The organism is Rhodococcus indonesiensis, assembly GCF_047782815.1.
GTDB lineage: Bacteria > Actinomycetota > Actinomycetes > Mycobacteriales > Mycobacteriaceae > Rhodococcus > Rhodococcus indonesiensis.
The window spans coordinates 1,491,900-1,514,363 of sequence record NZ_CP180630.1 but is presented as its reverse complement, the minus strand read 5'-3'; the positions used below and the strand labels follow the sequence as shown (position 1 = coordinate 1,514,363).

Sequence of the window (22,464 nt, the reverse complement as noted above, 5' to 3'; positions counted from 1 at the left end):
GTCAGCCTCGCTCGGCGAGCCGGTCGGCCAGGTGGCGCAGACCGGACGGCTCGGCCGTCTTCGGCGACTTGCCGTGGTACCGCCCGCCGTCTGCGGGAGCGGCGTCCTCCAGGCCCTGAGGCGTCAGCCCCGGTCCCCACGAGTACGCGCCCGCCTCGGGGTGGCTCTGGGCGACGGGGCGGTCCTCGACGGGGCCGTAGGCCCCGTTACGCCAGCTCATCAGCTCCACGCCCACGTGGGCGCGGTGTAGACGGAGCCGGGGGTCACCTGGACCACGCACGCCGCGCTGCGGTAGCGGACGCCGCAACCGAACGACCGCTGGAAGAAGCTGTCCTGCAACGGGTATCGCTGATCGCGGCCGGGAATCATCCGCAGGCCCTGGTACGCGGGGTTCTCGTGCTGGCGGAACGCCACGGGGTTCAGGGAGCTGTTCGGCCCGCCCGTCGCGACGACCGCGAGGTAGCCCTGCGGGACGAAGTAGCTGGGCAGGATCCAGGCGGGGCCGTAGCTGCCGAGTACCTCCAGCCCGCCGAACTCACCGGGCGCGACCTGCCCGACGACGTTCTCGGCGGTCAGGTAGGCCGGGGCGCTGGCCGACGGGATGAAGTCATGCTTGCTGATGACGCCGTTGGCTTCCTGGCCGGCTCGGAACGTGCTGATCTCTTCGGCCTCGGCGGGGTGGCACAGCACAATCAGCCGCGTACCGACGTTGATGCCGAAGCCCTTGCTGCGGACCTGATCAATGGCGTCCAGCAGGTCGCCGGGGTCCACCGCCGCGTTGCCGCTGGCGAGGTAGTGACTGGTCGTGCTGGGGAAGTCGAGCCCGGCGTGCGGGGGTGGGGTCATGCCGTCGGTGCCGTTCCACAGACCGAGAGTCCTGTGCATGTGTTCGTTGGTGCCCTCGGTGGGGTCGAACAAGCGGCGCAGCAGCTTCCCGGTGACGAGGCGGTTGTCGGCCTCGAGCGCGCGGTTGAGCGCGTCCTGAACCTGCTGGGCGGTGGCACTCCGCAGGAACTTCCACGTGAACCGGGACGCCAGGTCGTAGTCCTGGAAGTCGTAGCCGAGGATCAGCGCGTTGGGGTTGCTGCGGATGCCCTCCGGCTCTCCGAACTCACTGGCGACCTCGAAGTTGTCGCTGGCGACCTGCTGGGGGATCGCGTCGCCGACGTTGGTCGTCGGGTAGCTGATGAGCGCCGCCAGGGCCGACCGCTCGCGGTTGTAGAGCGACATCGCGTTGGCGGCGGTCGCCCAGATGGAGTTCAGGTCTACGCCGTCGGCGGTCCTGTTGACCAGCACGTCGCCTTCGGTGCTGTAGCCGCTGTCGCCGCCCCAGGCGTACAGCGCGGAACGAGCGGCGGCGATGGTGGTGCCGCCAGGGCGGGCGGGATGCGAGAACAGCGGGCGGGTGTTCCACTGCCCGGTGCGGGCGGGACGGGTGGTGCTCATTGGGTGCTCCAATTCGGTGAAAGACGACGGGCGGATGAACCGAGCACTGCTCTGGTTCCGAGCCGGTCCCTGACCGAACTGGTACTGCGAGGTGACTGCGACGCGGCACGACCGCGGGTACTGCGAGCCGCTGATCCCGACCGGGTGCCGGGGTGTGCGGGGGCGGGCACGGCCCGTTGACGCCAGGCTACGGGCCGGTGGTGGCCGCGCGCCAGTACACCCCCGTGCTACCCAACGGCGGTAGTTCGGGGGTGGTTCAGCGCTAGCCCTGCGGTAGCCAGCGCTAGGGCGTTGTGTGCTCCGACCTGCGGTGATTCGTCGTTCGTGACTGCCTTGCCCCTGGTGGCGCGAGCCTGGAAATAGCGCACCGTGCTTACTTAAAATCCGCCAAGTGTCGGTTCGAGTCCGACTGGGGGCACCAGAAATCCACAGGTAGACCGGTTTTAGAGTGTCGTCGATGCCGCCGTGACAGTGTCCATGCGACCCCCGTGCTACCCAACCGGCGTGGCCTACGCCTCGATAGGTAGTTCGCCGATAGAATTGGCCAATTCCGGTGCGGATAGAGCGAGGCAGGGAGTGGATACAATTGCAGATTTTTGTTAGCTGGTCAGGCGATCCAGCGAAGCATTTGGCTGACTTCCTGCAGACCTGGCTTCGACAAGTGATCCAGGAACTGGACCCGTTCATGTCGAAGAACAGCATCGAAAAGGGAGCGCGCTGGAGCCCGGAGATATCGAAACGGTTAGGCGACACAAGCCAGGCCATCGTCTGTGTTACTCGTGAAAACCAGAGCGCTGAGTGGCTGAATTTCGAGGCTGGAGCGTTGGCTAAGGCAACAGATTCTAGGGTGCGCACACTCTTAGTGGACATTACGCCAGCAGATGTGACAGGCCCGCTTTCGGAGTTTCAACACACTCTGGCGAGCAACAAAGAAGACGTCCGTGAACTCATGGCGAGCATCAACAACCACTGCGAGCGTCCGTTGACAGAGGCGATACTGGATGCAGTGTTCGAACGTGAGTGGCCCGCGTTCGAGGCGAAGGTCGACGAGGTGTCCTTGCTCGGTCGGCAGAGTGGTGGGAGAGGCAAGCCGAGAAGATCTGACTCAGACATTCTTGCCGAGATTCTTGACCGAGTCCGGACTAGCGAACGCACTACCCAAGAACAGTCGTCGGCTATCAGTTTCCTCGCCCGTCAAATCGATGAACGAATGGAGCATGACAGGCGCCCGATACTGAGTCGGCGGGAGTACGAGGAATTGCGGCTCAGGGATGATGAGGCCAGGCGCATCGCGATGGAGAGGCAGCGACTCGAAGAATCAGAGGAAGCTGAACTCTCAGAGCGACTCCTTGGACAACGGGTGAGTGGCGCCAATAGCGACGGCCAGCACATCGAGGGAGTTGCGGAGTCCGTTATCCGACGCGGTTCCGGACTGTATGTTCGTGTCCTTGTGGACGGCAGCGATTCGCCTGAAGTTCTCCGGGCCAAGTCGATTACCGTCCACACAGATTCTCGTTCAGTTGACGCGGCCCGCCGGGCTCAGGTGGCACGTAGGCGCAGGGCCGGAGACCCACCTCCCGAATAGCTGGATCACGTTCGACGGCTCGGGTTCCGGGGCTGGCGTCGGTGCTGCGACGGCCACGGGCTCGGGGAGATTGTTGCCCACGCCGCCGTCCTCCTCGGGGATCCAGGGTCGCCGTAGTGTCCAGGGTCAGGGAACATGCGATGGGCCAGCCCCGTCTTAGCCCCAGCGGGGGCTAATCAGCCACTGATCCGCAGGTGTGCCATTACTGCTCAGAAAGTGGCTCTCACCTGCGGATTCCTCGTGACGTAGAGCCGCCCACCTGGGGCGACGTAGCCCCACTAGACGTTGAAGCGGAATTCCACGACGTCGCCGTCCGCCATCACGTAGTCCTTGCCCTCCATGCGGACCTTGCCGCGGGCCTTCGCCTCGGCCATCGACCCGGCCGAGTCGAGATCCTCGAAGGAGACGACCTCGGCCTTGATGAAGCCCCGCTCGAAGTCGGAGTGAATGACACCGGCGGCCTGCGGGGCGGTCGCGCCCTGCGGGATGGTCCAGGCCCGGGCCTCTTTCGGTCCGGCGGTGAGGTAGGTCTGCAGGCCGAGGGTGTGGAAGCCGACGCGGGCGAGCGAGTGCAGACCCGGCTCGGTCTGACCGATGGACTCGAGCAGCTCCTGAGCCTCGTCGGCCTCGAGTTCGATCAGCTCGGATTCGACCTTCGCGTCGAGGAACACACAGTCGGCCGGCGCGACGGACGCACGGAGCTCCTGCTGCTTCGCCTCGTCGGTGAGCACCGATTCGTCCGCGTTGAACACGTAGAGGAACGGCTTGGTCGTCATCATGTTCAGCTCGCGCAGCAGACCGAAGTCGAGCGAGTCCTTCGCCGCGAACAGGGTCTTGCCCTCGTTCAGCACGCCCTGGGCCTTGACGGCCTCGTCGAACTGCGGCTTGAGTTCCTTGTTCTTCTTCGCCTCCTTCTCGAGGCGCGGCAGGGCCTTCTCCAGAGTCTGCAGGTCGGCGAGGATCAGCTCCGTCTCGATGATCTCGATGTCCGCGAGCGGATCGACACGGCCGTCGACGTGGACGACGTCGTCGTCGGCGAACACCCGCACGACCTGGCAGATGGCGTCGGCCTCGCGGATGTTGGCGAGGAACTTGTTGCCGAGGCCGGCGCCCTCGGAGGCGCCCTTGACGATGCCGGCGATGTCGACGAACGACACCGTCGCGGGCAGGATGCGCTGCGACCCGAAGATCTCGGCGAGCCGCTCCAGCCGCGGATCGGGCAGCTCGACGACGCCGACGTTCGGCTCGATGGTGGCGAACGGGTAGTTCGCGGCAAGCACTTCGTTCTTGGTCAGCGCGTTGAACAGCGTCGACTTTCCGACGTTGGGAAGACCGACGATTCCGAGGGTTAGGCTCACGGAATCGATATTCTACGGGGTCGCGGTCGAGCCCCCGCCAACCGCACGGCGCGCGACGGCCACCAGCCACTCGGCGTCGTCGCGCCACGGCCGCAGGTCCCAGGTGGCGAAACGCTGCTCGAGTACCAGGCCGACGGCCGCGAGATCCGCGGCGAACTGAGACGGACGGTATGCCGCGCCGGTGGTGAACCCGGCGACGAACACTCCGTCCGGGCGCAGGTGTGCGGCGATCCGCCCGAGCACGGCCCGCTCGGAGCCGGGCGCGAGGAACACCATCACGTTGCCGGCCGAAACCACCGCATCGAACCTCGGACCCGGCAGATCCAGCTGCGCCAGGTCGGCGAGATGCACGGTCAGCTCCGGGTGCGACCGGGCCTCCTCCACGAGCACCGGGTCGAGATCGACCGCGGTCACCCGATGGCCCCGCCGGGCCAGCTCGAGTCCGACGCGGCCCGTGCCGCAGCCGGCATCGAGGATCCGCGCGCCGCGCGGGACGAGCACGTCGACGAACCGGGCCTCGCCGTGCAGGTCCGTCCCGGCGTGCGCGAGTTCGGCGAACCGCTCGATGTAGGCGCGGGAATCGTCGGCGCTGCGCTCGGACTGCCAGCGCGTCGCGGACCCGGGCCCGACCCCCGCCGGGTCGTCAGCAGGCGACACGGACGAGTTGCGAGATCCGGCCGGCCTGCTCCTCGGTGGCCGCGGTGTCCCCGTTCTGGGCCAGCTCGCCGACCTTGGCGATCACCTCCTGATCGCTCGCACCGGAGTCGATCAGCGGGCACGTCTCGATGACGATCGCCTCGATGGAGGCGTCGTCGCGGTCGGCGGCGAGGTTGGGGTAGCCGGTGCGGAACGCGGCGACGAACGTCGCGAGCTTCGCCTCGTCGAAGGCGCCGCGCGCCCGCTCGGCGACGCTCGACGCGGCCGAGGCGAGGCTCGAGGCGGCCCCGCCGATCGTCGTGCGCGCCGCGTCGGACTCGTTCGACGCGTCGTCACCGGAACTGCAGGACACGAGCACGACGGCCGCGGCACTCGCGGCCAGCACGGCGGTGATCTTCTTCATGGCCGGAAGCCTGCCACGTTCCGTGGTGTTCGCGCCGGTGAACCGCCCTGCGAGCCGCGGTTCCCGTAGATTGCAGACGAGCCCGATCCGCGGCGTCGAGAGCATCGGAAGGACCGTCCGTTGAGCGATGTGCAGAGCACCGAGCGGAAGCCACCGGCACCGAAACCGGACCGCACCACGCTGATCGCCTCCGGCGGGTTGGCGCTGGCGAAGTGGTCGGCGGCGCTGGTCGTAATCGCGGCGGGCGCGCTGGTCATCGGCTGGATCATCGAGAAGATGTGGGTGATCGTCCTGCCCGTGGCACTGGCGATCGTCGTCGCCACCATGCTGTGGCCGCCCACCCGCGGCATGATGCGGCGCGGCGTGCCGCCGGCGGCCGCGGCCGGCCTGACGCTGTTCCTGTTCTTCGCGATCGTCGGCGGCATCATCGCGGGCATCGTCCCGTCGGTGGTGGCGCAGGCACCGGAACTCGCGAACAAGACCACCGACGGCATCAACAAGGTGCTGGACTGGGTGCAGGGCCCGCCGTTCAACCTGAAGGACGAGCAGCTCGAGAACGCGACCCAGGTGGTGATCGACAAGGTCCAGGAGAGCGGCGCGACCATCGCCAGCGGCGTGTTCACCGGCGTCAGCACGGCCGGTTCCCTGCTGGTGACGATCGGCCTGGTCCTCGTCCTGGTGTTCTTCTTCATCAAGGACGGCCCGCGGTTCATCCCGTGGGTGCACGCCGTCGGTGGCGGTCGTGCCGGGCGGCACCTGGAAGAGGTGCTGATCCGGATGTGGAACACCCTCGGCGGGTTCATCCGCACGCAAGCGCTCGTCAGTTTCATCGACGCGTTCTTCATCGGCCTGGGTCTGGTCATCCTCGGGGTGCCGCTGGCGCCCGTGCTGGCGATCCTCACCTTCATCGGCGGGTTCATCCCGATCGTCGGTGCCTTCGTCGCCGGAGCGCTCGCCGTTCTCGTGGCGCTCGTCGCGAACGGGCTGACCACCGCCATCATCGTTCTCGTCATCATCATTGCGGTGCAGCAGCTCGAGGGGAACGTGCTCCAGCCCGTGCTGCAATCGCGCAGCATGCACCTGCACGCGGTGGTGGTGCTGCTCGCCGTCACCGCAGGATCGTCGCTGTTCGGCATCATCGGTGCGTTCCTGGCCGTTCCTGTCGCGGCCGTCGCGGCCGTGGTGCTGCGCTACGTCGGTGAGCAGATCGACGAACGAAGCGCCACGACGGACGAACTCGAGACCACCGAGGAAACCCCGGCACTGCCGCCGGCACCTGCCGAGTCCGGCCCGGCCTGATCGGCCGGGCTCAGCCGGCGATCTCCACCGTGGACCCGGTGCGGCCGCGCACGACGTGCAGGCGGCTGGGGATACGCTGACGCATCTCGTCGACGTGGCTGACCACGCCGACCACCCGGCCGCCGGCGCGCAGCTCGTCGAGCACGCCCATGACCGCGTCGAGCGCGTCGGCGTCGAGCGTGCCGAACCCCTCGTCGATGAACATCGTGTCGAGCACCAGTCCCCCGGACTCGGCGGCGACGACATCGGCGAGCCCGAGCGCCAGCGCCAGCGACGCCTGGAACGACTCACCGCCCGAGAGGGTCTTCGTCGACCGCACCACACCGGTGTACTCGTCGTGGATGTCGAGCCCGAGGCCACCGCGCTTGCCGTGCGTGCCTGCCGCATCGGAGTGCACGAATTCGTAGCGGCCACCGGACATGCGCCGCAACCGCACCGACGCCGATTCGGCTACCTCCTCGAGGCGAGCCGCAAGCACGTACGAGCGCAGCGACATCTTGCGCGCATTCTGCCCGGTGCCCGCGACGACTTCGGCGAGGGCCGCGAGTTCGGCCTGCTCGTCCCGCAGCGGCACCAGCTTCGCGTACTCGTCCTCGAGACGCGTCGCGAACTTCTCGATGTCGGCGTGGCGGCGCTCGGCCTCGGAAGCTGTGGAGACGGCCGCGGCCAGCGCGGCCGCGCTCCGCGCGACCGCGGCCTCCGGTTCCGTCAGGTCCACCGGGGCGTCGCCGACCCGGGCCGTGTCCGGGTCGGCGAGCACGCCCTGCGCCGCCGCGCGCCGGTCGGCCGCCGCGCGCAGCGCCCGGTCGATCTCACGCAGGCGCGCCTCGGGACGGACCGCTGCCAGGGCCTGCTCGACGCTCCCGAATCGCGCCCGTTCCGCGGCTGCGGCCGCCTCCCGGGCACGTTCGCGCGCACTCGTCGCCGCGTTCGCGGCCCGAACCCGGGCGTCGAGCAGGTTCGCCGCGGCGGCGGCGAGCGCCGCGATCCGACGTCGGCGGGTGGCGAGGGAGTCCTCGCCCCCGGCTGCCGCGGTGATGCGGGCACGGATCTCGTCGGCCTCCGCGGCGGCGCTGTCCTCGCGGTGCGCGGCCTGGGCGGCCTCGACATCCACCGCGCGCGCCTGCTCGCGCAGGTCGGCGTCGAGTTGGCGCAGCCGGACGATCTCGCCGCGACGGTGCTCGCATTCGGCTGCGGTGGCCGCCGTCGCAGCGTGCGCGGCGGCGGCCGCGGCCCGCGCTTCGGTGAGTTCGTCGAGACCGGCGTCGCCGCAGCGCTGCCGTAGCACCGCGACGGTGTTGGCGACATCCGCGACGGCCGCCTGCGCCCGCGTCAGTGCCGTGGCGGCGCGCTGCTCGGCGTCCCGGGCCGCGTCCTCGTCCGTCTTGGTCGCGGTGTCCGGGGCCAGCCGGGCCGGGGACGGGTGGGCGGTGGCGCCGCACACCACACACGGATGCCCGTCGACCAGATCGGTGGCCAACTCGGCGGCCATCCCGGCGATCCGGCGCTCACGCACGTCGAGCAGGGCAGTGCGCGCGTCGAGATGCGCGTCGCGGCGGGCGGCGACCTCGTCCTCGAGCCGTTGCAGCTGCGGGACCAGGTCCCGGAGCTCGGTGGCGGCGGCGAGGGCGTCGCTGGTCCGCGTGAGTTCGGCCTCGAGTCGGGGCAGGGTGGCGGCGGCCTGCTCGGACGCGCGCGCGGCCTGCTCCGCGGCATCGCGGCGGTTCGGAAGTTGGTCCAGGTCCACGGCGATCCGCTCGGCGCGCACAACCAGGTCGCGGCGCTGCCGTTGCAGAGCGACGCGGTCGGTCTCGAGCCGGATCAGGCGCTCCTCCTGCTCGAGCAGGCCGTCGAGGCGGACCACCTCCGCGGACCACCGCTGCTCGTGGGGCCGGATCAGTCCGCGGTCGGTGTCGGCGGGGGAACCGTCGAGCTCCGCGACGAGGGCCTGCCCCTCCCGGTCGGCGGCCAAGGGCACGGCGGCGTCCACCGCGGCGGCATGGGCGGTGGCGGCGGCTTCGGCGGCGCGGCGCGCGTCGCGCGCGATCTCGACGACCGACGCCGCCCGCCGCGCCGTCTCGAGTTCTGCGGTCAGGGACTGCAGCTCGTCGGCCGCGGCATCCAGCTCGGCGAGCTCGGCGACCGCGCGGGCGCGGCGTTCCTGGCACCGTCGCAGCTCGGTCGCCTCCGCGAGGGCCGCCCGGTCGCGGGTGTCGTCGGCACGCGCTCGGTCGAGTGCCGCCAGCGCGAGATCCCGGTTCTCGGCGCCGTCGTCGAGCAGCCGGTGCGCCCACACGACCGGTTCGGCGTCCGCTCCCGCCTCGAGGCCGGCTGCGGCGCTGACCTTGGCGAGGAGCAGGTCGACGGCGCGCTGCTGTTCTTCGAGGCGGGTGGCGGCGGCGCTGCGGCGGTCCTTGAACCAGCGCTCGACGGAACCGAATCGAGTGGTGTCGAACAGCCGCTCGAGCAGCTTGCCGCGGTCCTCGCTGTCGGCGCGCAGGAACTTCGCGAACTCGCCCTGGGGCAGCAGCACGACCTGGAAGAACTGCTCGGCGCTCATCCCCAGCAGCCGCCGGACGGCCTCCGCGATGTCGGGCAGCCGCGAGAGGTGCTCACCCGAACCGTCGAGCCAGGTCAGGCTCGCCTTGGCGTTCTGCTTGACGGTCCCGGTACCGCGCAGCTTCGGCCGCTCGTAGTCGGGACTGCGCACGATCCGCAGCCGCCGGCCGGCGATGGTCGCCTCGAGACCGACCTGGGGTGCGGTGCCGGCGGGGGCGTGATCCGACAGCAGCCGGCGCCCGTCGGCGCGGGCCCCGGGCACCGTGCCGTACAGGGCGAACGCCACCGCATCGAGGATGGAGGTCTTGCCGGCGCCGGTGCGGCCGTGCAGCAGGAACAGTCCGTCGGCGCCGAGCTCGTCGAAGTCCACCCGCACGGTGTCGGCGAACGGCCCGAACGCGGTGACCTCCAGCTGGTGCAGCCTCACGCGGACGCCTCCCCCGGTGCGGCGGTCTGCTCGGTCCCGACACCCGCGGCGCGGTCGACGTCGCGCAGCGCCTGCTGTACCCAGCGCAGCTCCCGCGCGGACGGCTCGGACCGCACGTCGGTGAGGAATCCTCGGGTGATGTCGAGGTCGGTCCGGCCGCGCACCTTCTGCCGATAGGTGACGGTCGAGGTCGCGGCGGGCGGTTCCCACTCGACGTGGACGGCCCGGGGGAAACGGGACTGCAGCCGGCGCATCGCATCGAGGGGCCGCACGGCGTCGGTGAGAACGGCCGAGACGTAGTGGTCCTCCGCCGCGGCGTGCGCGTCGTCGGTGAGCAGATCGTCGAGGACGCCGGTGAGACGACTCAGGCCCCGCACGACAGGCAGGTCGACGCGCTCGACGTCCGCCCGCCCGGCCGCATCCAGCTCGACGAGCCACACGGCTTTGCTGTGGGTGCGCTCCCCGAACGAGTACGGCAGGGGCGAACCGGAGTAGCGGACGTGCTCGGCGACGGTCTGCGGGGAGTGGAGGTGACCGAGAGCGACGTAGTCGACGCCGTCGAACGCCGACGCCGGGACGGTCTCGACGCCGCCGACCGAGATGGACCGCTCGGAACCGGACGCCTCGGCGCCGACGACGAAGGCGTGCGCGAGAACCACGGCGCGGATGTCGCGGGCACGCGCGTCGGCGCGGACCCGGTCCATCGCCGCCCCGAGAATCTCCGCGTGCGAGCGGGCCTCGGGCACACCCAGCTCGGCGCGGGTGATCTCCGGCTCCAGGTAGGGGATGCCGTAGAAGGCGACGGTGCCGTGGGCGTCGTCGAGCAGGACGGGCCGGTCGATCTGGGAGACCCGGGTGATCAGGTGCAACCCGCCCTCGGCGGCGAACGCCGCGCCGGCGCCCAGGCGGACGGGAGAGTCGTGGTTGCCGGACGTCGCGACGATGACGGCACCGGCCGCGCGGATCGCCTCGAGCCCCGCGTTGCACACCGCGACGGCGTCGGCACTCGGGATGGAGCGGTCGTAGACGTCCCCGGCCACCACCACGACGTCGACCCGCCGCTCGGCGACGAGGTCGGCGAGGGCGGCGAGGGCCTGGGCCTGGTCGGACAACAGATCCACACCGTGGAAGGTGCGGCCGATGTGCCAGTCCGAGGTGTGCAGGATCCGCATGCCGTCAGACCGTAGAGCAGCGCACCGACACGCCGTCGCCCGGTCCGGGTGAGCGTGTCGGTCCACTCGGGCATCATGCGCACCATGACGGCACTCACGGCACTGGCGTTGCTTGCCGCCCTCGCGCTCGGCGGAGTTGTCGGCTGGCTGCTGCACGCCGCCCGCAGCGGCGACCGCGCCGCGCGGGCGGAGGCCCAACTCGCGGCTCTGCGTGAGAACGAAGGGCAGCTGCGGCAGGCGCTCGGCGCCGTGAGCGAGGACTCCGCGCGCCGCCATTCGGGCGCGATCGGCGAACAGGTCTCACGTCTCGTCGGACCGTTGCAGGAGGCGGTGGGGGCGCTCGCCCGGCAGGTGGAGCACGTCGAGCGCAACCGGGTACACGCGTACGCCGGTCTCACCGAGCAGGTCGAAGGCATGCACCGCGCCTCGCAGCTGCTCTCCACGCAGACGCAGCAGCTGGTGACGGCCCTGCGCGCCCCACAGGTGCGCGGACGATGGGGCGAGATCCAGCTCGAACGCGTGGTCGAGCTCGCCGGAATGGTGCGGCACTGCGACTTCGACACCCAGGTCACCAAGGACGGGGTCCGCCCGGATCTGCTGGTGTATCTCGCCGGTGGCAAGCAGATCGTCGTGGATGCGAAGGTGCCGTTCGCCGCCTATCTCGACGCCGCCCAGGAGGAGGACGTTGCTCGACGCGATCAGCACCTGGTGCGGCATGCCCGTCAGGTACGCACGCACGTCGACCAGCTCTCGGCGAAGGCCTACTGGGAATCGTTCGATCCGACGCCCGAGTTCGTGGTGCTGTTCGTTCCCGGCGACCCGTTCCTCGATGCGGCGCTGGCCGCGGATTCGGACCTGCTCGAGTACGCGTTCGCGCGGAACGTGATCCTGGCCACCCCCACCACCCTGGTGGCGCTGCTGCGCACCATCGCGCACACCTGGCGCCAGGAGGCCCTGTCGAAGGAGGCCGCGACGATCCACCAGCTCGGCCGGGAGCTGTATCAGCGGATCGGGGTCGTCGGCGGGCACCTCGACCGGCTCGGGTCCCAGCTGGGCAAGGCCGTCGACTCGTTCAACCTGACCGTCGCGTCGATGGAGTCCCGGGTCGGGGTGACGGCCCGCAAGCTGAGCGAACTGGAGATCTTCGACGGCGAACACCCGGAGGTGCGACCGGTCGATGCGTGGCCGCGCCGCGTGAGTCCGACGGACAACTCCGAGTCCGACGGTCCTGTCGACGAAGCAAGTTGACCCGATGGGTCTAGTGTCGACATGTGTCTGCAACGCAACGTGCTCGCTCGGCGGTGCCGCTCGACATGCGGTCGGTGGCGCCCACTGTGCCTGGCGTCCCGTGGTGGGGCGCGGTCCTCGTCGCGGCGGGCTCGACCCTGCTCGGCTTCCTCATCGATGCGGCACGCGGAAACGAGCTCGGCTCGGCGTTCTCCGCGTTCTACGTGCTCGGATGCGTCGCGGCGGTAGCGGCCGTGCAGCATCGGGCGCTGTTCACCGCGATGGCGCAGCCGCCGCTACTGCTCCTTGTCGCCGTCCCGATCGCGCAGGAGTTCCTCGTCGAATCCGGTGGTGGGGGCCTGAAGGACCTGGCGCTCAACGTGGCGTATCCGCTGGTGAACCGGTTCCCGGTGATGCTCACCGCCACGGTGGCGGTCCTGGTCGTCGGCGGGCTGCGGATCTTCCTGAGCCGGTCGCAGGTACCGGCCCCGGCCCGTCCGCGCCGGCGGGGCGCCCGCGCCGCCGGGACCCCGTCACGCGGCTCGCAGCAGGACCGCGACGGTGCCGGGGCTACGAAGCCGGCGCGTGGACGTCGCGCCCGTGCGGCCGCCCGGCCCCCGGCCTCCACCAAGGCCAGCGTGCGACAGGTTGCGGACACGCGCGACAACCCGGTGGTGCGGCGCCGCTCCACCGCTCCGGCCCCGGAAACGGCACGTCGGGGCGCAAGCGAGCCACCCGCGGCACCTGATGTCGCCTACCGGCCCCGGCGAGCCGAACCGGCCCCACACCGCGCCGAACCGGCCCCACACCGCGCCGAACCGGCCCCGCGACGGGCCGCCGAGACCCGCCGGGACTACGACCGTCGCGGCGATCACCGGTCCCGCCCCGACCGGCCCTACGAGCGGGAAGAAGTGCCCCCGCCCACCCGTCGTCGGTCTCCTGGCCCGGATACCCCCGAATACCGGCAGCCCCGAGTGCGCTACCGGGACCGGTACGAGGACTGACCGAGCCCGCTCCGGATCACGCGCGACGCGCGGAGCGAAGTTCGCGGGGCAGCGCGAACACCAGGGTTTCGTTGGCTGTGGTGACCGACTGCACGTCGGCGAAACCGTGCTCGGCGAGCAGATCGATCACGCCGCGCACGAGGACCTCCGGCACCGACGCGCCGGAGGTGATTCCGACGGTGCGGACTCCTTCGAGCCAGGTCGGGTCGACCTCGCGGGCGTAGTCGACGAGATGCGCAGCCCGGGCACCGGCCCCGAGAGCCACCTCCACGAGCCGGACCGAGTTCGACGAATTGCGGGACCCCACGACGATGACCAGGTCGCATTCGGGCGCCATCGCCTTGACCGCCACCTGCCGATTCTGGGTGGCGTAGCAGATGTCGTCGCTCGGGGGATCCTGCAGCAGCGGGAACTTCTCGCGCAGCCGCTGGACCGTCTCCATGGTCTCGTCGACGCTGAGGGTGGTCTGCGAGAGCCAGATGACCTTCGCCTCGTCGCGCACGGTGACCTGGTCGACCGCATCCGGACCGTCGACGAGCTGGACGTGGTCGGGGGCCTCGCCCGCGGTGCCCTCCACCTCCTCGTGGCCTTCGTGCCCGATGAGCAGGATGTCGTAGTCGTCGCGAGCGAAGCGCTTCGCCTCCTGGTGCACCTTCGTCACCAGGGGGCATGTGGCGTCGATGGTGCGCAGGTTGCGTTCGGCGGCGGAGGCGTGCACCGCGGGGGAGACACCGTGGGCCGAGAACACGAGCACTGCACCCTCCGGTACCTCGTCGGTCTCGTCGACGAAGACCACCCCGCGCTCGGCGAGGGTCTCGACCACGTGACGGTTGTGGACGATCTCCTTGCGGACGTAGATGGGGGCACCGTGCTTCTCGAGTGCCTTCTCCACCGTTTCGACGGCTCGGTCGACACCGGCGCAGTACCCGCGCGGCTCGGCGAGCAGGACGCGCTTACCGGCAGCCGATGAACCGGCCGACCGAGTGATTCCGACTTCGAGGGGAACAGGCGCAGACATGTCTCCAGGGTACGGGCCGTCCGCGGGGTCGGCCCTCCTCGGCTACCAATCGGGCGGCACGTGAGGCAGTCTGTTTCACATGATCCGTCCACCGTTCATGGCGCGGGTGGCGGCCGGGCTGGCCGTCACCGCGTACGAAGAGACCCTCAAGCTGCCGTCCACGGCGGTCGCCCTGCCGATGACCACGGTCAGCCAGATCCTTCAGACGACGATGCGGATCCAGCAGACGATGACGTCGCTCGCGATCAAGGGTGACCAGTTGTTCGAGCTGCTCGGCGCTGCGCCCGCCGAGGCGCCGTCGTGGGCCACCTTCGACGAGGACGCCGAGCCGGTGGGCACTGCCGAGCCGTCGACCGCCGCGACGCCGGGACGCTTCGCTCTCTACTCGATGCCACCAGCCACCGAGGCGGCGGTCCCGGTCTCGGCCGGCCCCGAGGCGGGCACGTCGGCCGACGCCGGGACGAAGGGGTCCGGGCCCCGCGCCGGAGCGGAGTCGACCGCCGAGTCCACCGCCGCCAAGATCAGTGCCGGCACGACCGCGGCCGGCGGCGAGGGTGACACGTCCGCGAAGGCACCCGCGAAGGCACCCGCGAAGAAGTCCGCGAAGGCACCGGCGAAGAAGGCGGCGAAGAAGACTGCCGCCGGGAGCGCGGCCGGGGCCGAGCTTCCCGAGATCGTCGAGCTGCTCGACTACCCGTCGCTGACCCTGGCACAGCTGCGAGCGCGGATGCGCACCCTGTCGGTCGAGGACCTGCGGGCGCTGCTCGAGTACGAAAGCGCCACCCGCGCGCGCGACCCGTTCGAGACCATGCTGTCCAACCGGATCGCGAACGCAAGCACCAAGTGACCTCCGCGCCCACGGCCACCCCGTCCAACTCCGCGGAGCATCCATGGCCGGTCCGGACCGTCTCACAGAAGGTCGCCGGCTGGATCGACCGGCTCGGCGCGGTCTGGGTGGAGGGACAGATCACCCAGCTCAATGTGCGTCCCGGCACCCGCACCGCCTTCCTCACGCTGCGGGATCCGTCGGCGGACATGTCGCTGTCGGTGACGTGCTCGCCGCAGCTGGTGCAGAACTCCCCCGTGCCGCTCACCGAGGGCAGCCGGGTGGTGATGTTCGGCAAGCTGTCGTTCTGGACCGGCCGCGGCACCCTGGCCCTGCGGGTCACCGAGATCCGTGCCGTCGGAATCGGCGAACTCCTCGCTCGAATCGAGCGGCTTCGCGCACTGCTTGCGGCCGAGGGGCTGTTCGACCCGCGGCTCAAACGGCCACTGCCGTTCCTGCCGCACCGGATCGGTCTGATCACCGGTCGGGCGAGCGCCGCCGAGCGGGACGTGCTCAGCGTCGCGCAGCGCCGGTGGCCGGCCGTCCGGTTCGAGATCCGCAACACCGCCGTCCAGGGGCCCACCGCGGTCCCGCAGATCCTCGATGCGCTCGAGGAACTCGACGCGGACCCGTCCGTCGACGTGATCGTGCTCGCGCGCGGCGGCGGCAGCGTGGAGGATCTGCTGCCGTTCTCCGACGAGGCGCTGTGCCGCGCGATCGTGCGGTGCACGACGCCGGTGGTCAGCGCCATCGGGCACGAACCCGACAGTCCGCTTTCCGACTACGTCGCCGATCTGCGGGCGGCCACCCCCACGGACGCGGCGAAACGGATCGTGCCCGACGCGGTGGCCGAGCAGGACCTGGTGGACGAGCTGCGGGCGCGGGCGGCCGCGGCGCTGCGCAACTGGGTGCGCAGGGAGGAACACGTGATCGAACAGCTGCGCAGCCGACCGGTGCTCGCCGACCCGCTGCGCACCGTCGAAAGGCGGAGCGAGGAGATCGAGCGGCTGCGGCAGTGCGCCCGGCGCGATGTGGGCCGGGCGATCGCCGCCGAGGCCACCCGGATCGAACATCTCGAGGCGCGGCTCGGGACGCTCGGTCCCGCCGCCACCCTGGCCCGCGGCTACGCGGTGGTGCAGCGGATGGTCCCGGACGGGGACGCGGAGGTGTTGCGGTCGGTCGACGACGCACCGCCCGGCACCCAGCTGCGGGTACGGGTTGCCGACGGTGCGGTGCGCGCGGCCGTCATCGGACGAGAGAAGTGACGAGGAGCGGATGAGCGAGACGAAGGAAACGCCCGTGAGCGGCCCGAACGACGACGTTGCGGAGTTCGGCTACGAGCGGGCACGCGACGAGCTGGTCAACGTGGTCAAGATGCTCGAACAGGGTGGCCTGGACCTGGACGAGTCGCTGACGCTGTGGGAGCGGGGCGAGGCGCTCGCGCGTCGCTGCGAGGAGCATCTCGCCGGCGCCCGGCAGCGCGTGGAGGCGGCACTGGCGCACAGCGACGACGAGGTGGACGACGACGAGGTGGACGAAGACGAGGAGTGAGCGGCCTCGCCCGTCAGGGCTGTAGCGGCTCGGCTGCACCCGCAGCGGCCGCGAGTTCGCGGAACTCGGCCTCGTCGCCGGAACCGCCGACGAGGATCCGGACGTCGCCGAAGTCGGACACCCACAGCGGCTCGACGCCCTGCCCCCCGTAGACCACCCAGTCGCGGCCGGCGATGTCCTGCGCCCCCGTTGCGGTGCGCGGCTCCCCGGCGACGAATCGCACCAGCTCGTCCTCGCCCGCGTTCGACTGGGTGAACCGCACGTACCGGCCGGCGGGGGTGATGAACCCGACGGTGCTCGAGTCGCCGCCCTGTTCGCCGGTGATGATGCTGCGGCTGCCGGAGTTCGCCTGCCAGTCCTCCGGCACCTTCGGCTGACGGATGGGGAAGTCCAGCTCGCGCGCGTCGTACTTCAGGCCCGCGTCGACGTCGAAGCTGGGCACGGGCCCCGCGGTGGGGCCGCCGGGGCTGAAGGAGCACTGGCTGGCGATGGCGGCGATGACGACCATGATCAGCAGCAGCGGAATCAGCGACCACGCCATGTCGCGCGTGTCGTGGAGAATGCGGGGTTTCTGGGGGGCCACGTCTCCAGTCTGACAGCCGCCGGCATCGATACCCGCACGTGGCCGGGTCCGAGCCCCGCTCACGGGGCGGTGATGAGAGAATTACCACTCGAAACCATCGGAACCCGACGGTCGCCTGTTCGACGGCCGTCCCGCGTCGGCGTCCACGTCGACCGACCGCACCAGGAGGCAGTAGCCCATGACGGCCAGCACCCCGACCCGCCGCCAGGCCCCGGACCGCAATCTCGCCCTCGAGCTGGTGCGTGTCACCGAGGCCGCGGCGATGGCTGCGGGCCGCTGGGTAGGCCGCGGCGACAAGGAAGGCGGCGACGGCGCCGCCGTCGACGCCATGCGTCACATGGTCAGCTCGGTGTCCATGCGCGGCGTCGTCGTGATCGGCGAGGGCGAGAAGGACGAGGCGCCCATGCTCTACAACGGCGAGGAGGTCGGCAACGGCGACGGGCCGCTGTGCGACGTGGCGGTCGACCCGATCGACGGCACCACCTTGATGGCGAAGGGCGCACCCGGCTCCATCGCGGTGCTCGCCGTCGCCGAGCGCGGCGCCATGTTCGACCCGTCCGCTGTGTTCTACATGGACAAGATCGCTGTCGGCCCGGAGGCCGCGGACGTCATCGACATCACCGCACCGGTCGCCGAGAACATCAGCCGTGTCGCGAAGGCGAAGCACTCGGAGATCTCCGACATCACCGTCACGATCCTGGACCGTCCCCGGCACGCGCAGCTCATCAGCGACGTGCGCGCGACCGGCGCGCGCATCCGGCTGATCTCCGACGGTGACGTCGCCGGCGCGATCGCCGCGGCACGCCCGGGTTCGGGTGTCGACATGCTGCTGGGCATCGGCGGCACCCCGGAGGGCATCATCGCCGCGGCCGCGATGCGGTGCATGGGCGGCGCGCTGCAGGGTCGCCTGGCGCCGAAGGACGACGAGGAGCGGCAGAAGGCGATCGACGCGGGCCACGAGCCGGGCCGCGTGCTGACCACCACCGATCTGGTCAAGGGCGAGAACATCTTCTTCTGCGCGACCGGCGTCACCGACGGTGAGCTGGTGAAGGGTGTCCGCTACTACGGCGGCGGCGCGACGACGCAGTCGATCGTGATGCGCAGCAAGTCCGGCACCGTCCGGATGGTCGAGGCGTACCACCGGCTGAAGAAGCTCAGCGAATTCACCTCGATCGATTTCCACGGCGTCGCGGGGGCCGTTCCTCCCATGCCGTGACCCGGTCCGCGGTCGTGGCGCCCTTTCGGATCTCCGCCTGTCCGAAGGGGCGCCGCTGCGGCTCGAGCCGCCTACTGTGAAGCCATGGCCGACAATTCCGAGCAGCAGTTCCGAATCGAACACGACACCATGGGCGAGGTCCGGGTCCCGGCGGACGCCCTGTGGCGCGCTCAGACCCAGCGGGCCGTGGAGAACTTCCCGATCTCCGGTCGCGGCCTCGAGCGCACCCAGATCCGCGCGATGGGTCTGCTCAAGGCGGCGTGCGCCCAGGTCAACAAGGATCTCGGTCTGCTCGACGCGGAGAAGGCCGATGCGATCGTCGCCGCCGCCACCGAGATCGCCGAGGGCCTGCACGACGACCAGTTCCCCATCGACGTGTTCCAGACCGGTTCGGGCACGAGCTCGAACATGAATGCGAACGAGGTCATCGCGAGCATCGCCGCCCAGCGCGGGGTGACGGTACATCCCAACGATCACGTCAACATGTCGCAGTCGTCGAACGACACCTTCCCGACTGCGACACATGTCGCCGCCACCGAGGCGGCGGTGAAGGATCTCGTCCCGGCCCTCGATCAGCTGCGGGCCTCGCTCGCCGCGAAGGCGGCGGAGTGGAAACTGGTCGTCAAGTCCGGGCGGACGCACCTGATGGATGCCGTGCCGGTCACACTCGGCCAGGAGTTCGGTGGCTACGCCCGGCAGATCGAGGCCGGCATCGAGCGGGTGCAGGCGACCCTGCCGCGGCTGGGTGAGCTGGCCATCGGAGGCACGGCCGTCGGGACGGGCCTGAACGCCCCCGAGGGGTTCGGTCCCCGCGTCGTCGCCGAACTGGTGCGGGCGACCGGGGTGGAAGCGCTGACCCCGGCGAAGAACAGCTTCGAGGCGCAGGCCGCCCGGGACGGTCTCGTCGAGGCGTCCGGGGCGTTGCGGACCATTGCGGTCTCGCTGACGAAGATCGCCAACGACATCCGGTGGATGGGGTCCGGGCCGCTGACAGGTCTCGCCGAGATCCAGCTGCCGGATCTGCAGCCCGGCAGCTCGATCATGCCGGGAAAGGTGAACCCGGTGCTGCCGGAGGCGGTGACCCAGGTGGCGGCGCAGGTCGTGGGCAACGACGCGGCTGTGGCGTGGGGTGGTGCCGCGGGTGCGTTCGAACTCAACGTCTACATCCCGATGATGGCCCGCAACCTGCTCGAGTCGCTGCGCCTGCTGGCGAACGTCTCGCGCCTGTTCGCCGAGCGGTGCGTCGACGGGCTCGTGGCGAACACCGAACATCTGCGTACCCTCGCGGAATCGTCGCCCTCGATCGTGACGCCGCTGAACTCGGCGATCGGGTACGAGGAGGCCGCTGCGGTCGCGAAAGAGGCGCTGCGGGAGAAGAAGACCATCCGGCAGGCGGTCATCGACCGGGGCCTGATCGGTGACGGCCTGAGTGAAGAGGAGCTGGATCGGAGGCTCGACGTGCTCGCGATGACGCGGGTCCAGCCGCGGGACTGACGACCCTCGGGGTCTTGTGATGCGCGTCTCATCGTGATCTGATACGAAACTGAATTCTCATTCAGGTCGTAGGAAGCGAGACGTCATGACCACCGTCCCCACCGTCACCGGTACCGTCGACAGCGGCAGCCTCGGCCGGACACTGATGCACGAGCACCTGTTCGTCCTCTCCCCCGAACTGCACGGCAACTGGGACATCGGCGTCGACCTGGACGCGGCGGTCGCCGAGGCGATCACTCGCGTACGGGAGGTGCACGCGGCCGGTTTCGACACGTTCGTCGACCTCACCGTGGTCGGCACCGGCCGCAACATCGACCTCATCCGACGGGTCGCCGAGGCCACCGACATGAACATCGTCGTGGCCACCGGTCTCTACACCTACATGGACCTGCCGCACTACTTCCACTACCGCGGCCCCGACACCCTGTTCGGCGGCCCGGAACCGATGGTGGACTTCTTCGTCCGCGACATCGAGGAGGGCATCCTCGACTCCGGCGTGCGCGCGGGAATGCTCAAGTGCGCCATCGACGCCCCGGGCCTGACGGCGGGAGTCGAGCGCACGGCCCGGGCCGTGGCGGTCGCCCACCGACGCACCGGCGTGCCGATCACGGTGCACACCCACGCCCACTCCGAGTCGGGACGGGTGATGCAGCGCCTGTTCACCGAGGAGGGTGTCGACCTCTCGCGCGTGATCGTCGGCCACAGCGGCGATTCCGACGACATCGGCTACCTGACGTCGCTGATGGACGCCGGCTCGTACATCGGCATGGATCGCTGCGGCGTGGACGTCTATCTCGGCTTCGAGCAGCGGGTGAAGACCATCGCGGCGCTGGTCGAACGCGGCTACGCCGGCCGGATGCTGCTCTCGCAGGACTACGCCACCCTCAACGACTGGCTCGACCCGCAGATGCTCGCCGTGGCGACGCCGCGATGGAGCTACATGCACCTGCACAACGACGTGCTGCCCGCGCTGCGGGAGGCCGGGGTGAGCGAGGCGGACATCGATCGGATGCTGATCGACAACCCGCGCGAGATCTTCGAACGTCGCGATACGTACTGAGCCCGGCGCGCCGTCCGTGGCCGGGCACGGCACCCGGCCACGGACGGCACCGGTCACACCGCTGGCTCGGAGCGGCGAACGACGAACCGGGACAACTCGTCCCGGTCGATGGCCCGCTTGAGGATCTTCCCGGACGCTCCCTTCGGCAGGGCGTCCACGAAGCGGACGATGCGAGGCGCCTTGTAGGCGGACAACCGTTCCCGGCACCAGCGAACGACGTCCTCGGCGGCGGCGCCGGCGCCGTCGCGCAGCACGACCACCGCGGCGATCTCCTCGCCGTAGTGACGGTCCGGCACGCCCACCACGGCCGCCTCGACCACGTCCGGATGCTCGTAGAGCACCTCCTCGACCTCGCTGGGATACACGTTGTAGCCGCCCCGGATGACGAGGTCCTTGACCCGGTCGACGATGCGCAACCGGCCCTGCTCGTCGAACTCCCCGAGATCGCCGGTGCGGAACCAGCCCTCGTCGTCGAGCACGGCCGCCGTGTCGGCCGGTCGTTGCCAGTACCCGGCCATGACGACGGGTCCGCGGACGAACACCTCGCCCACCTCGCCGGGGCCGCACGCGGCGCCGTCCGGCCCGTAGACCTCGACCTCGATGTCCGGGGCCGCGGTGCCGCTGTACCCGATGCGTGCCGGGACGTCCCCCCACGAGAAGGTCGCCATGGCCGTGGTCTCGGTCAGGCCGTAGCCCTCCCGGATGGTGCAGCCGAAGCGGTACTCGAAGTCGCGGGCTACTTCCCCCGGAAGCGACGCTCCCCCGGACACCGCCAGTCGGAGTCCCTCGAAATCTGCTGGTCCGTATGGCGATTCGGCATGCAACATCGCGTTCCACATGGTCGGCACCCCACACACCACCGTCAGCCGGTCCCGGACGACGAGGTCGAGCATTGCCGCCGGATCGAACGGGGACAGCAGGGACAGGGAGGCCCCGGCGGTGAAGGCCGACATCATCACCGAAGCCTGGCCGAAGATGTGGAACAGCGGCAGTCCGGTCCCGACTCGATCCTCGGGTCCCGATCCGGACAATCTGCACGAAATACGTCCTGCCGAGAGCAGATTCGAGACGGTGAGCTGGGCCCCCTTCGGGCGGCCGGTGGTGCCCGACGTGTACAGCACCGCCGCGATGTCACCGTCGGCACGGTCGACGGGGTCGACGGGCCCCTCCTCGACCGCCGCGCCCGGCTCCAGCGACAGCCACGGCACACCGAGGCTGTCCGCGGCCTCGGCCGTCGAGCCGGAGGCGGCATGCCAGGCGATCGCGAGCACGGCCCGCGAGTCCTCGAGCGCGTAGCGCAGTTCGGCTGCGGTGGACATGGTGTTCACCGGCACCACCACGGCACCGACCGCTTGAATGCCGAGGTAGGCCACCACGAACTCGGGTACGGACGGGGCGAGCAGGAGCACCCGGTCGCCGGCGGCGACGCCGCGCCTGCGGAGCAGCGCGCCGTAGCGCAGCGCGTCGTCGCGCAGTCGGCGATAGCTTCGCTGCCCGTCCCGCGTGCGCAGGGCGATGCGTTCCGGCGCCGCGTCCGCGTGGGCGAGGACGGGGTCGAGAACACTGGCCATGAGTGGTT

The 22,464-nt window shown here is 70.3% G+C and carries 20 protein-coding genes and 1 tRNA gene; 11 read left to right on the top strand and 10 right to left on the bottom strand.

Features of this window, described 5'->3' with window-relative positions:
- Position 1 precedes the first annotated feature (1 nt).
- The gene (locus ACM26Y_RS07190) at positions 2-220 is read right to left on the bottom strand and encodes a hypothetical protein (protein ID WP_416063030.1); all 219 of its coding nucleotides are present in this window, start codon (positions 218-220) and stop codon (positions 2-4) included.
- On the bottom strand, positions 220-1,446 hold the full coding sequence (locus tag ACM26Y_RS07185; RefSeq protein ID WP_416063029.1) for a hypothetical protein: 1,227 nt from the start codon (positions 1,444-1,446) through the stop codon (positions 220-222). Before ACM26Y_RS07185 ends, ACM26Y_RS07190 begins: the two co-directional genes overlap by 1 nt.
- Positions 1,447-1,781: 335 nt before the next feature.
- Here ACM26Y_RS07185 and ACM26Y_RS07180 point away from each other — a divergent pair.
- Together ACM26Y_RS07180 and ACM26Y_RS07175 are read left to right on the top strand one after the other, a co-directional pair.
- Positions 1,782-1,867 (top strand) — tRNA-Leu (locus ACM26Y_RS07180).
- 240 nt (positions 1,868-2,107) lie between these two features.
- On the top strand, positions 2,108-3,031 hold the full coding sequence (locus ACM26Y_RS07175; protein ID WP_416063028.1) for a hypothetical protein: 924 nt from the start codon (positions 2,108-2,110) through the stop codon (positions 3,029-3,031).
- A 278-nt stretch (positions 3,032-3,309) separates the two neighbouring features.
- On the opposite strand, the gene ychF is transcribed toward ACM26Y_RS07175, so the two are convergent.
- The 3 genes from ychF to ACM26Y_RS07160 are packed head-to-tail and all read right to left on the bottom strand — an operon-like array spanning position 3,310 to position 5,449.
- Positions 3,310-4,389: a redox-regulated ATPase YchF gene (gene ychF / locus ACM26Y_RS07170; RefSeq protein ID WP_003935048.1), complete on the bottom strand. Its 1,080-nt coding sequence runs from the start codon at positions 4,387-4,389 to the stop codon at positions 3,310-3,312.
- Between the two features lie 12 nt (positions 4,390-4,401).
- A complete protein-coding gene (locus ACM26Y_RS07165; RefSeq protein ID WP_416063027.1) occupies positions 4,402-5,046 on the bottom strand; it encodes a class I SAM-dependent methyltransferase in 645 nt (214 codons plus the stop codon).
- Positions 5,033-5,449, bottom strand: a complete 417-nt coding sequence (locus ACM26Y_RS07160; RefSeq protein WP_371384495.1) for a hypothetical protein — start codon at positions 5,447-5,449, stop codon at positions 5,033-5,035. The genes ACM26Y_RS07165 and ACM26Y_RS07160 overlap by 14 nt, the downstream gene beginning before the upstream one ends.
- Before the next feature lie 129 nt (positions 5,450-5,578).
- Here ACM26Y_RS07160 and ACM26Y_RS07155 point away from each other — a divergent pair, with 129 nt between their 5' ends.
- Complete coding sequence (locus ACM26Y_RS07155) at positions 5,579-6,748, top strand: AI-2E family transporter (protein ID WP_416063630.1); 1,170 nt, start codon at positions 5,579-5,581, stop codon at positions 6,746-6,748.
- A gap of 10 nt (positions 6,749-6,758) precedes the next feature.
- On the opposite strand, the gene ACM26Y_RS07150 is transcribed toward ACM26Y_RS07155, so the two are convergent.
- Both ACM26Y_RS07150 and ACM26Y_RS07145 read right to left on the bottom strand, forming a co-directional pair.
- Positions 6,759-9,734: an AAA family ATPase gene (locus ACM26Y_RS07150; RefSeq protein WP_416063026.1), complete on the bottom strand. Its 2,976-nt coding sequence runs from the start codon at positions 9,732-9,734 to the stop codon at positions 6,759-6,761.
- The gene (locus ACM26Y_RS07145) at positions 9,731-10,906 is read right to left on the bottom strand and encodes a metallophosphoesterase family protein (RefSeq protein ID WP_416063025.1); all 1,176 of its coding nucleotides are present in this window, start codon (positions 10,904-10,906) and stop codon (positions 9,731-9,733) included. The genes ACM26Y_RS07150 and ACM26Y_RS07145 overlap by 4 nt, the downstream gene beginning before the upstream one ends.
- Positions 10,907-10,990: 84 nt before the next feature.
- Between ACM26Y_RS07145 and ACM26Y_RS07140 the strand changes: the two genes are divergently transcribed.
- Positions 10,991-12,154 (top strand): DNA recombination protein RmuC, encoded by a 1,164-nt coding sequence (locus tag ACM26Y_RS07140; RefSeq protein WP_040781409.1) that lies wholly within the window; start codon positions 10,991-10,993, stop codon positions 12,152-12,154.
- 53 nt (positions 12,155-12,207) lie between these two features.
- Positions 12,208-13,137 (top strand): DUF6542 domain-containing protein, encoded by a 930-nt coding sequence (locus tag ACM26Y_RS07135; protein ID WP_416063629.1) that lies wholly within the window; start codon positions 12,208-12,210, stop codon positions 13,135-13,137.
- 16 nt (positions 13,138-13,153) lie between these two features.
- Here the strand turns inward: ACM26Y_RS07135 and ACM26Y_RS07130 are convergent, their stop codons facing one another.
- Positions 13,154-14,155: a 4-hydroxy-3-methylbut-2-enyl diphosphate reductase gene (locus ACM26Y_RS07130; RefSeq protein WP_003935056.1), complete on the bottom strand. Its 1,002-nt coding sequence runs from the start codon at positions 14,153-14,155 to the stop codon at positions 13,154-13,156.
- A 79-nt stretch (positions 14,156-14,234) separates the two neighbouring features.
- Here ACM26Y_RS07130 and ACM26Y_RS07125 point away from each other — a divergent pair, with 79 nt between their 5' ends.
- Genes ACM26Y_RS07125 through ACM26Y_RS07115 form a run of 3 tightly spaced genes read left to right on the top strand, consistent with a single transcriptional unit; the run spans position 14,235 to position 16,532 of the window.
- Complete coding sequence (locus ACM26Y_RS07125; RefSeq protein ID WP_416063024.1) at positions 14,235-15,002, top strand: lipid droplet-associated protein; 768 nt, start codon at positions 14,235-14,237, stop codon at positions 15,000-15,002.
- Entirely contained in the window at positions 14,999-16,246 is a 1,248-nt protein-coding gene (xseA, locus tag ACM26Y_RS07120; protein WP_416063023.1) for an exodeoxyribonuclease VII large subunit, read from the top strand. The genes ACM26Y_RS07125 and xseA overlap by 4 nt, the downstream gene beginning before the upstream one ends.
- A 10-nt stretch (positions 16,247-16,256) precedes the next feature.
- On the top strand, positions 16,257-16,532 hold the full coding sequence (locus ACM26Y_RS07115) for an exodeoxyribonuclease VII small subunit (RefSeq protein WP_003935059.1): 276 nt from the start codon (positions 16,257-16,259) through the stop codon (positions 16,530-16,532).
- 13 nt (positions 16,533-16,545) lie between these two features.
- Here the strand turns inward: ACM26Y_RS07115 and ACM26Y_RS07110 are convergent, their stop codons facing one another.
- Entirely contained in the window at positions 16,546-17,115 is a 570-nt protein-coding gene (locus tag ACM26Y_RS07110; protein ID WP_081005244.1) for a DUF4245 domain-containing protein, read from the bottom strand.
- Positions 17,116-17,293: 178 nt separating this feature from the next.
- Here ACM26Y_RS07110 and glpX point away from each other — a divergent pair, with 178 nt between their 5' ends.
- The 3 genes from glpX (at position 17,294) to ACM26Y_RS07095 (ending at position 20,885) form a co-directional block, all read left to right on the top strand.
- The gene (glpX, locus tag ACM26Y_RS07105) at positions 17,294-18,331 is read left to right on the top strand and encodes a class II fructose-bisphosphatase (protein WP_010592864.1); all 1,038 of its coding nucleotides are present in this window, start codon (positions 17,294-17,296) and stop codon (positions 18,329-18,331) included.
- Positions 18,332-18,415: 84 nt separating this feature from the next.
- Entirely contained in the window at positions 18,416-19,825 is a 1,410-nt protein-coding gene (locus ACM26Y_RS07100) for a class II fumarate hydratase (protein ID WP_289379922.1), read from the top strand.
- An 85-nt stretch (positions 19,826-19,910) separates the two neighbouring features.
- Positions 19,911-20,885 (top strand): phosphotriesterase, encoded by a 975-nt coding sequence (locus tag ACM26Y_RS07095; RefSeq protein WP_003935063.1) that lies wholly within the window; start codon positions 19,911-19,913, stop codon positions 20,883-20,885.
- A 53-nt stretch (positions 20,886-20,938) separates the two neighbouring features.
- Here ACM26Y_RS07095 and ACM26Y_RS07090 read toward each other — a convergent pair whose 3' ends face one another.
- Positions 20,939-22,456 (bottom strand): AMP-binding protein, encoded by a 1,518-nt coding sequence (locus ACM26Y_RS07090; RefSeq protein ID WP_416063022.1) that lies wholly within the window; start codon positions 22,454-22,456, stop codon positions 20,939-20,941.
- Positions 22,457-22,464: the final 8 nt, after the last annotated feature.

Coding starts and splice junctions, on each gene's coding strand:
- ACM26Y_RS07115 (WP_003935059.1), top strand. CDS start 16,257: ATGAGCGAGACGAAGGAAACGCCCGTGAGCGGCCCGAACGACGACGTT.
- ACM26Y_RS07140 (WP_040781409.1), top strand. CDS start 10,991: ATGACGGCACTCACGGCACTGGCGTTGCTTGCCGCCCTCGCGCTCGGC.
- ACM26Y_RS07190 (WP_416063030.1), bottom strand. CDS start 220: ATGAGCTGGCGTAACGGGGCCTACGGCCCCGTCGAGGACCGCCCCGTC.
- ACM26Y_RS07160 (WP_371384495.1), bottom strand. CDS start 5,449: ATGAAGAAGATCACCGCCGTGCTGGCCGCGAGTGCCGCGGCCGTCGTG.
- ACM26Y_RS07185 (WP_416063029.1), bottom strand. CDS start 1,446: ATGAGCACCACCCGTCCCGCCCGCACCGGGCAGTGGAACACCCGCCCG.
- ACM26Y_RS07100 (WP_289379922.1), top strand. CDS start 18,416: ATGGCCGACAATTCCGAGCAGCAGTTCCGAATCGAACACGACACCATG.
- ACM26Y_RS07130 (WP_003935056.1), bottom strand. CDS start 14,155: ATGTCTGCGCCTGTTCCCCTCGAAGTCGGAATCACTCGGTCGGCCGGT.
- ACM26Y_RS07145 (WP_416063025.1), bottom strand. CDS start 10,906: ATGCGGATCCTGCACACCTCGGACTGGCACATCGGCCGCACCTTCCAC.
- ACM26Y_RS07095 (WP_003935063.1), top strand. CDS start 19,911: ATGACCACCGTCCCCACCGTCACCGGTACCGTCGACAGCGGCAGCCTC.
- ACM26Y_RS07090 (WP_416063022.1), bottom strand. CDS start 22,456: ATGGCCAGTGTTCTCGACCCCGTCCTCGCCCACGCGGACGCGGCGCCG.
- glpX (WP_010592864.1), top strand. CDS start 17,294: ATGACGGCCAGCACCCCGACCCGCCGCCAGGCCCCGGACCGCAATCTC.
- ACM26Y_RS07125 (WP_416063024.1), top strand. CDS start 14,235: ATGATCCGTCCACCGTTCATGGCGCGGGTGGCGGCCGGGCTGGCCGTC.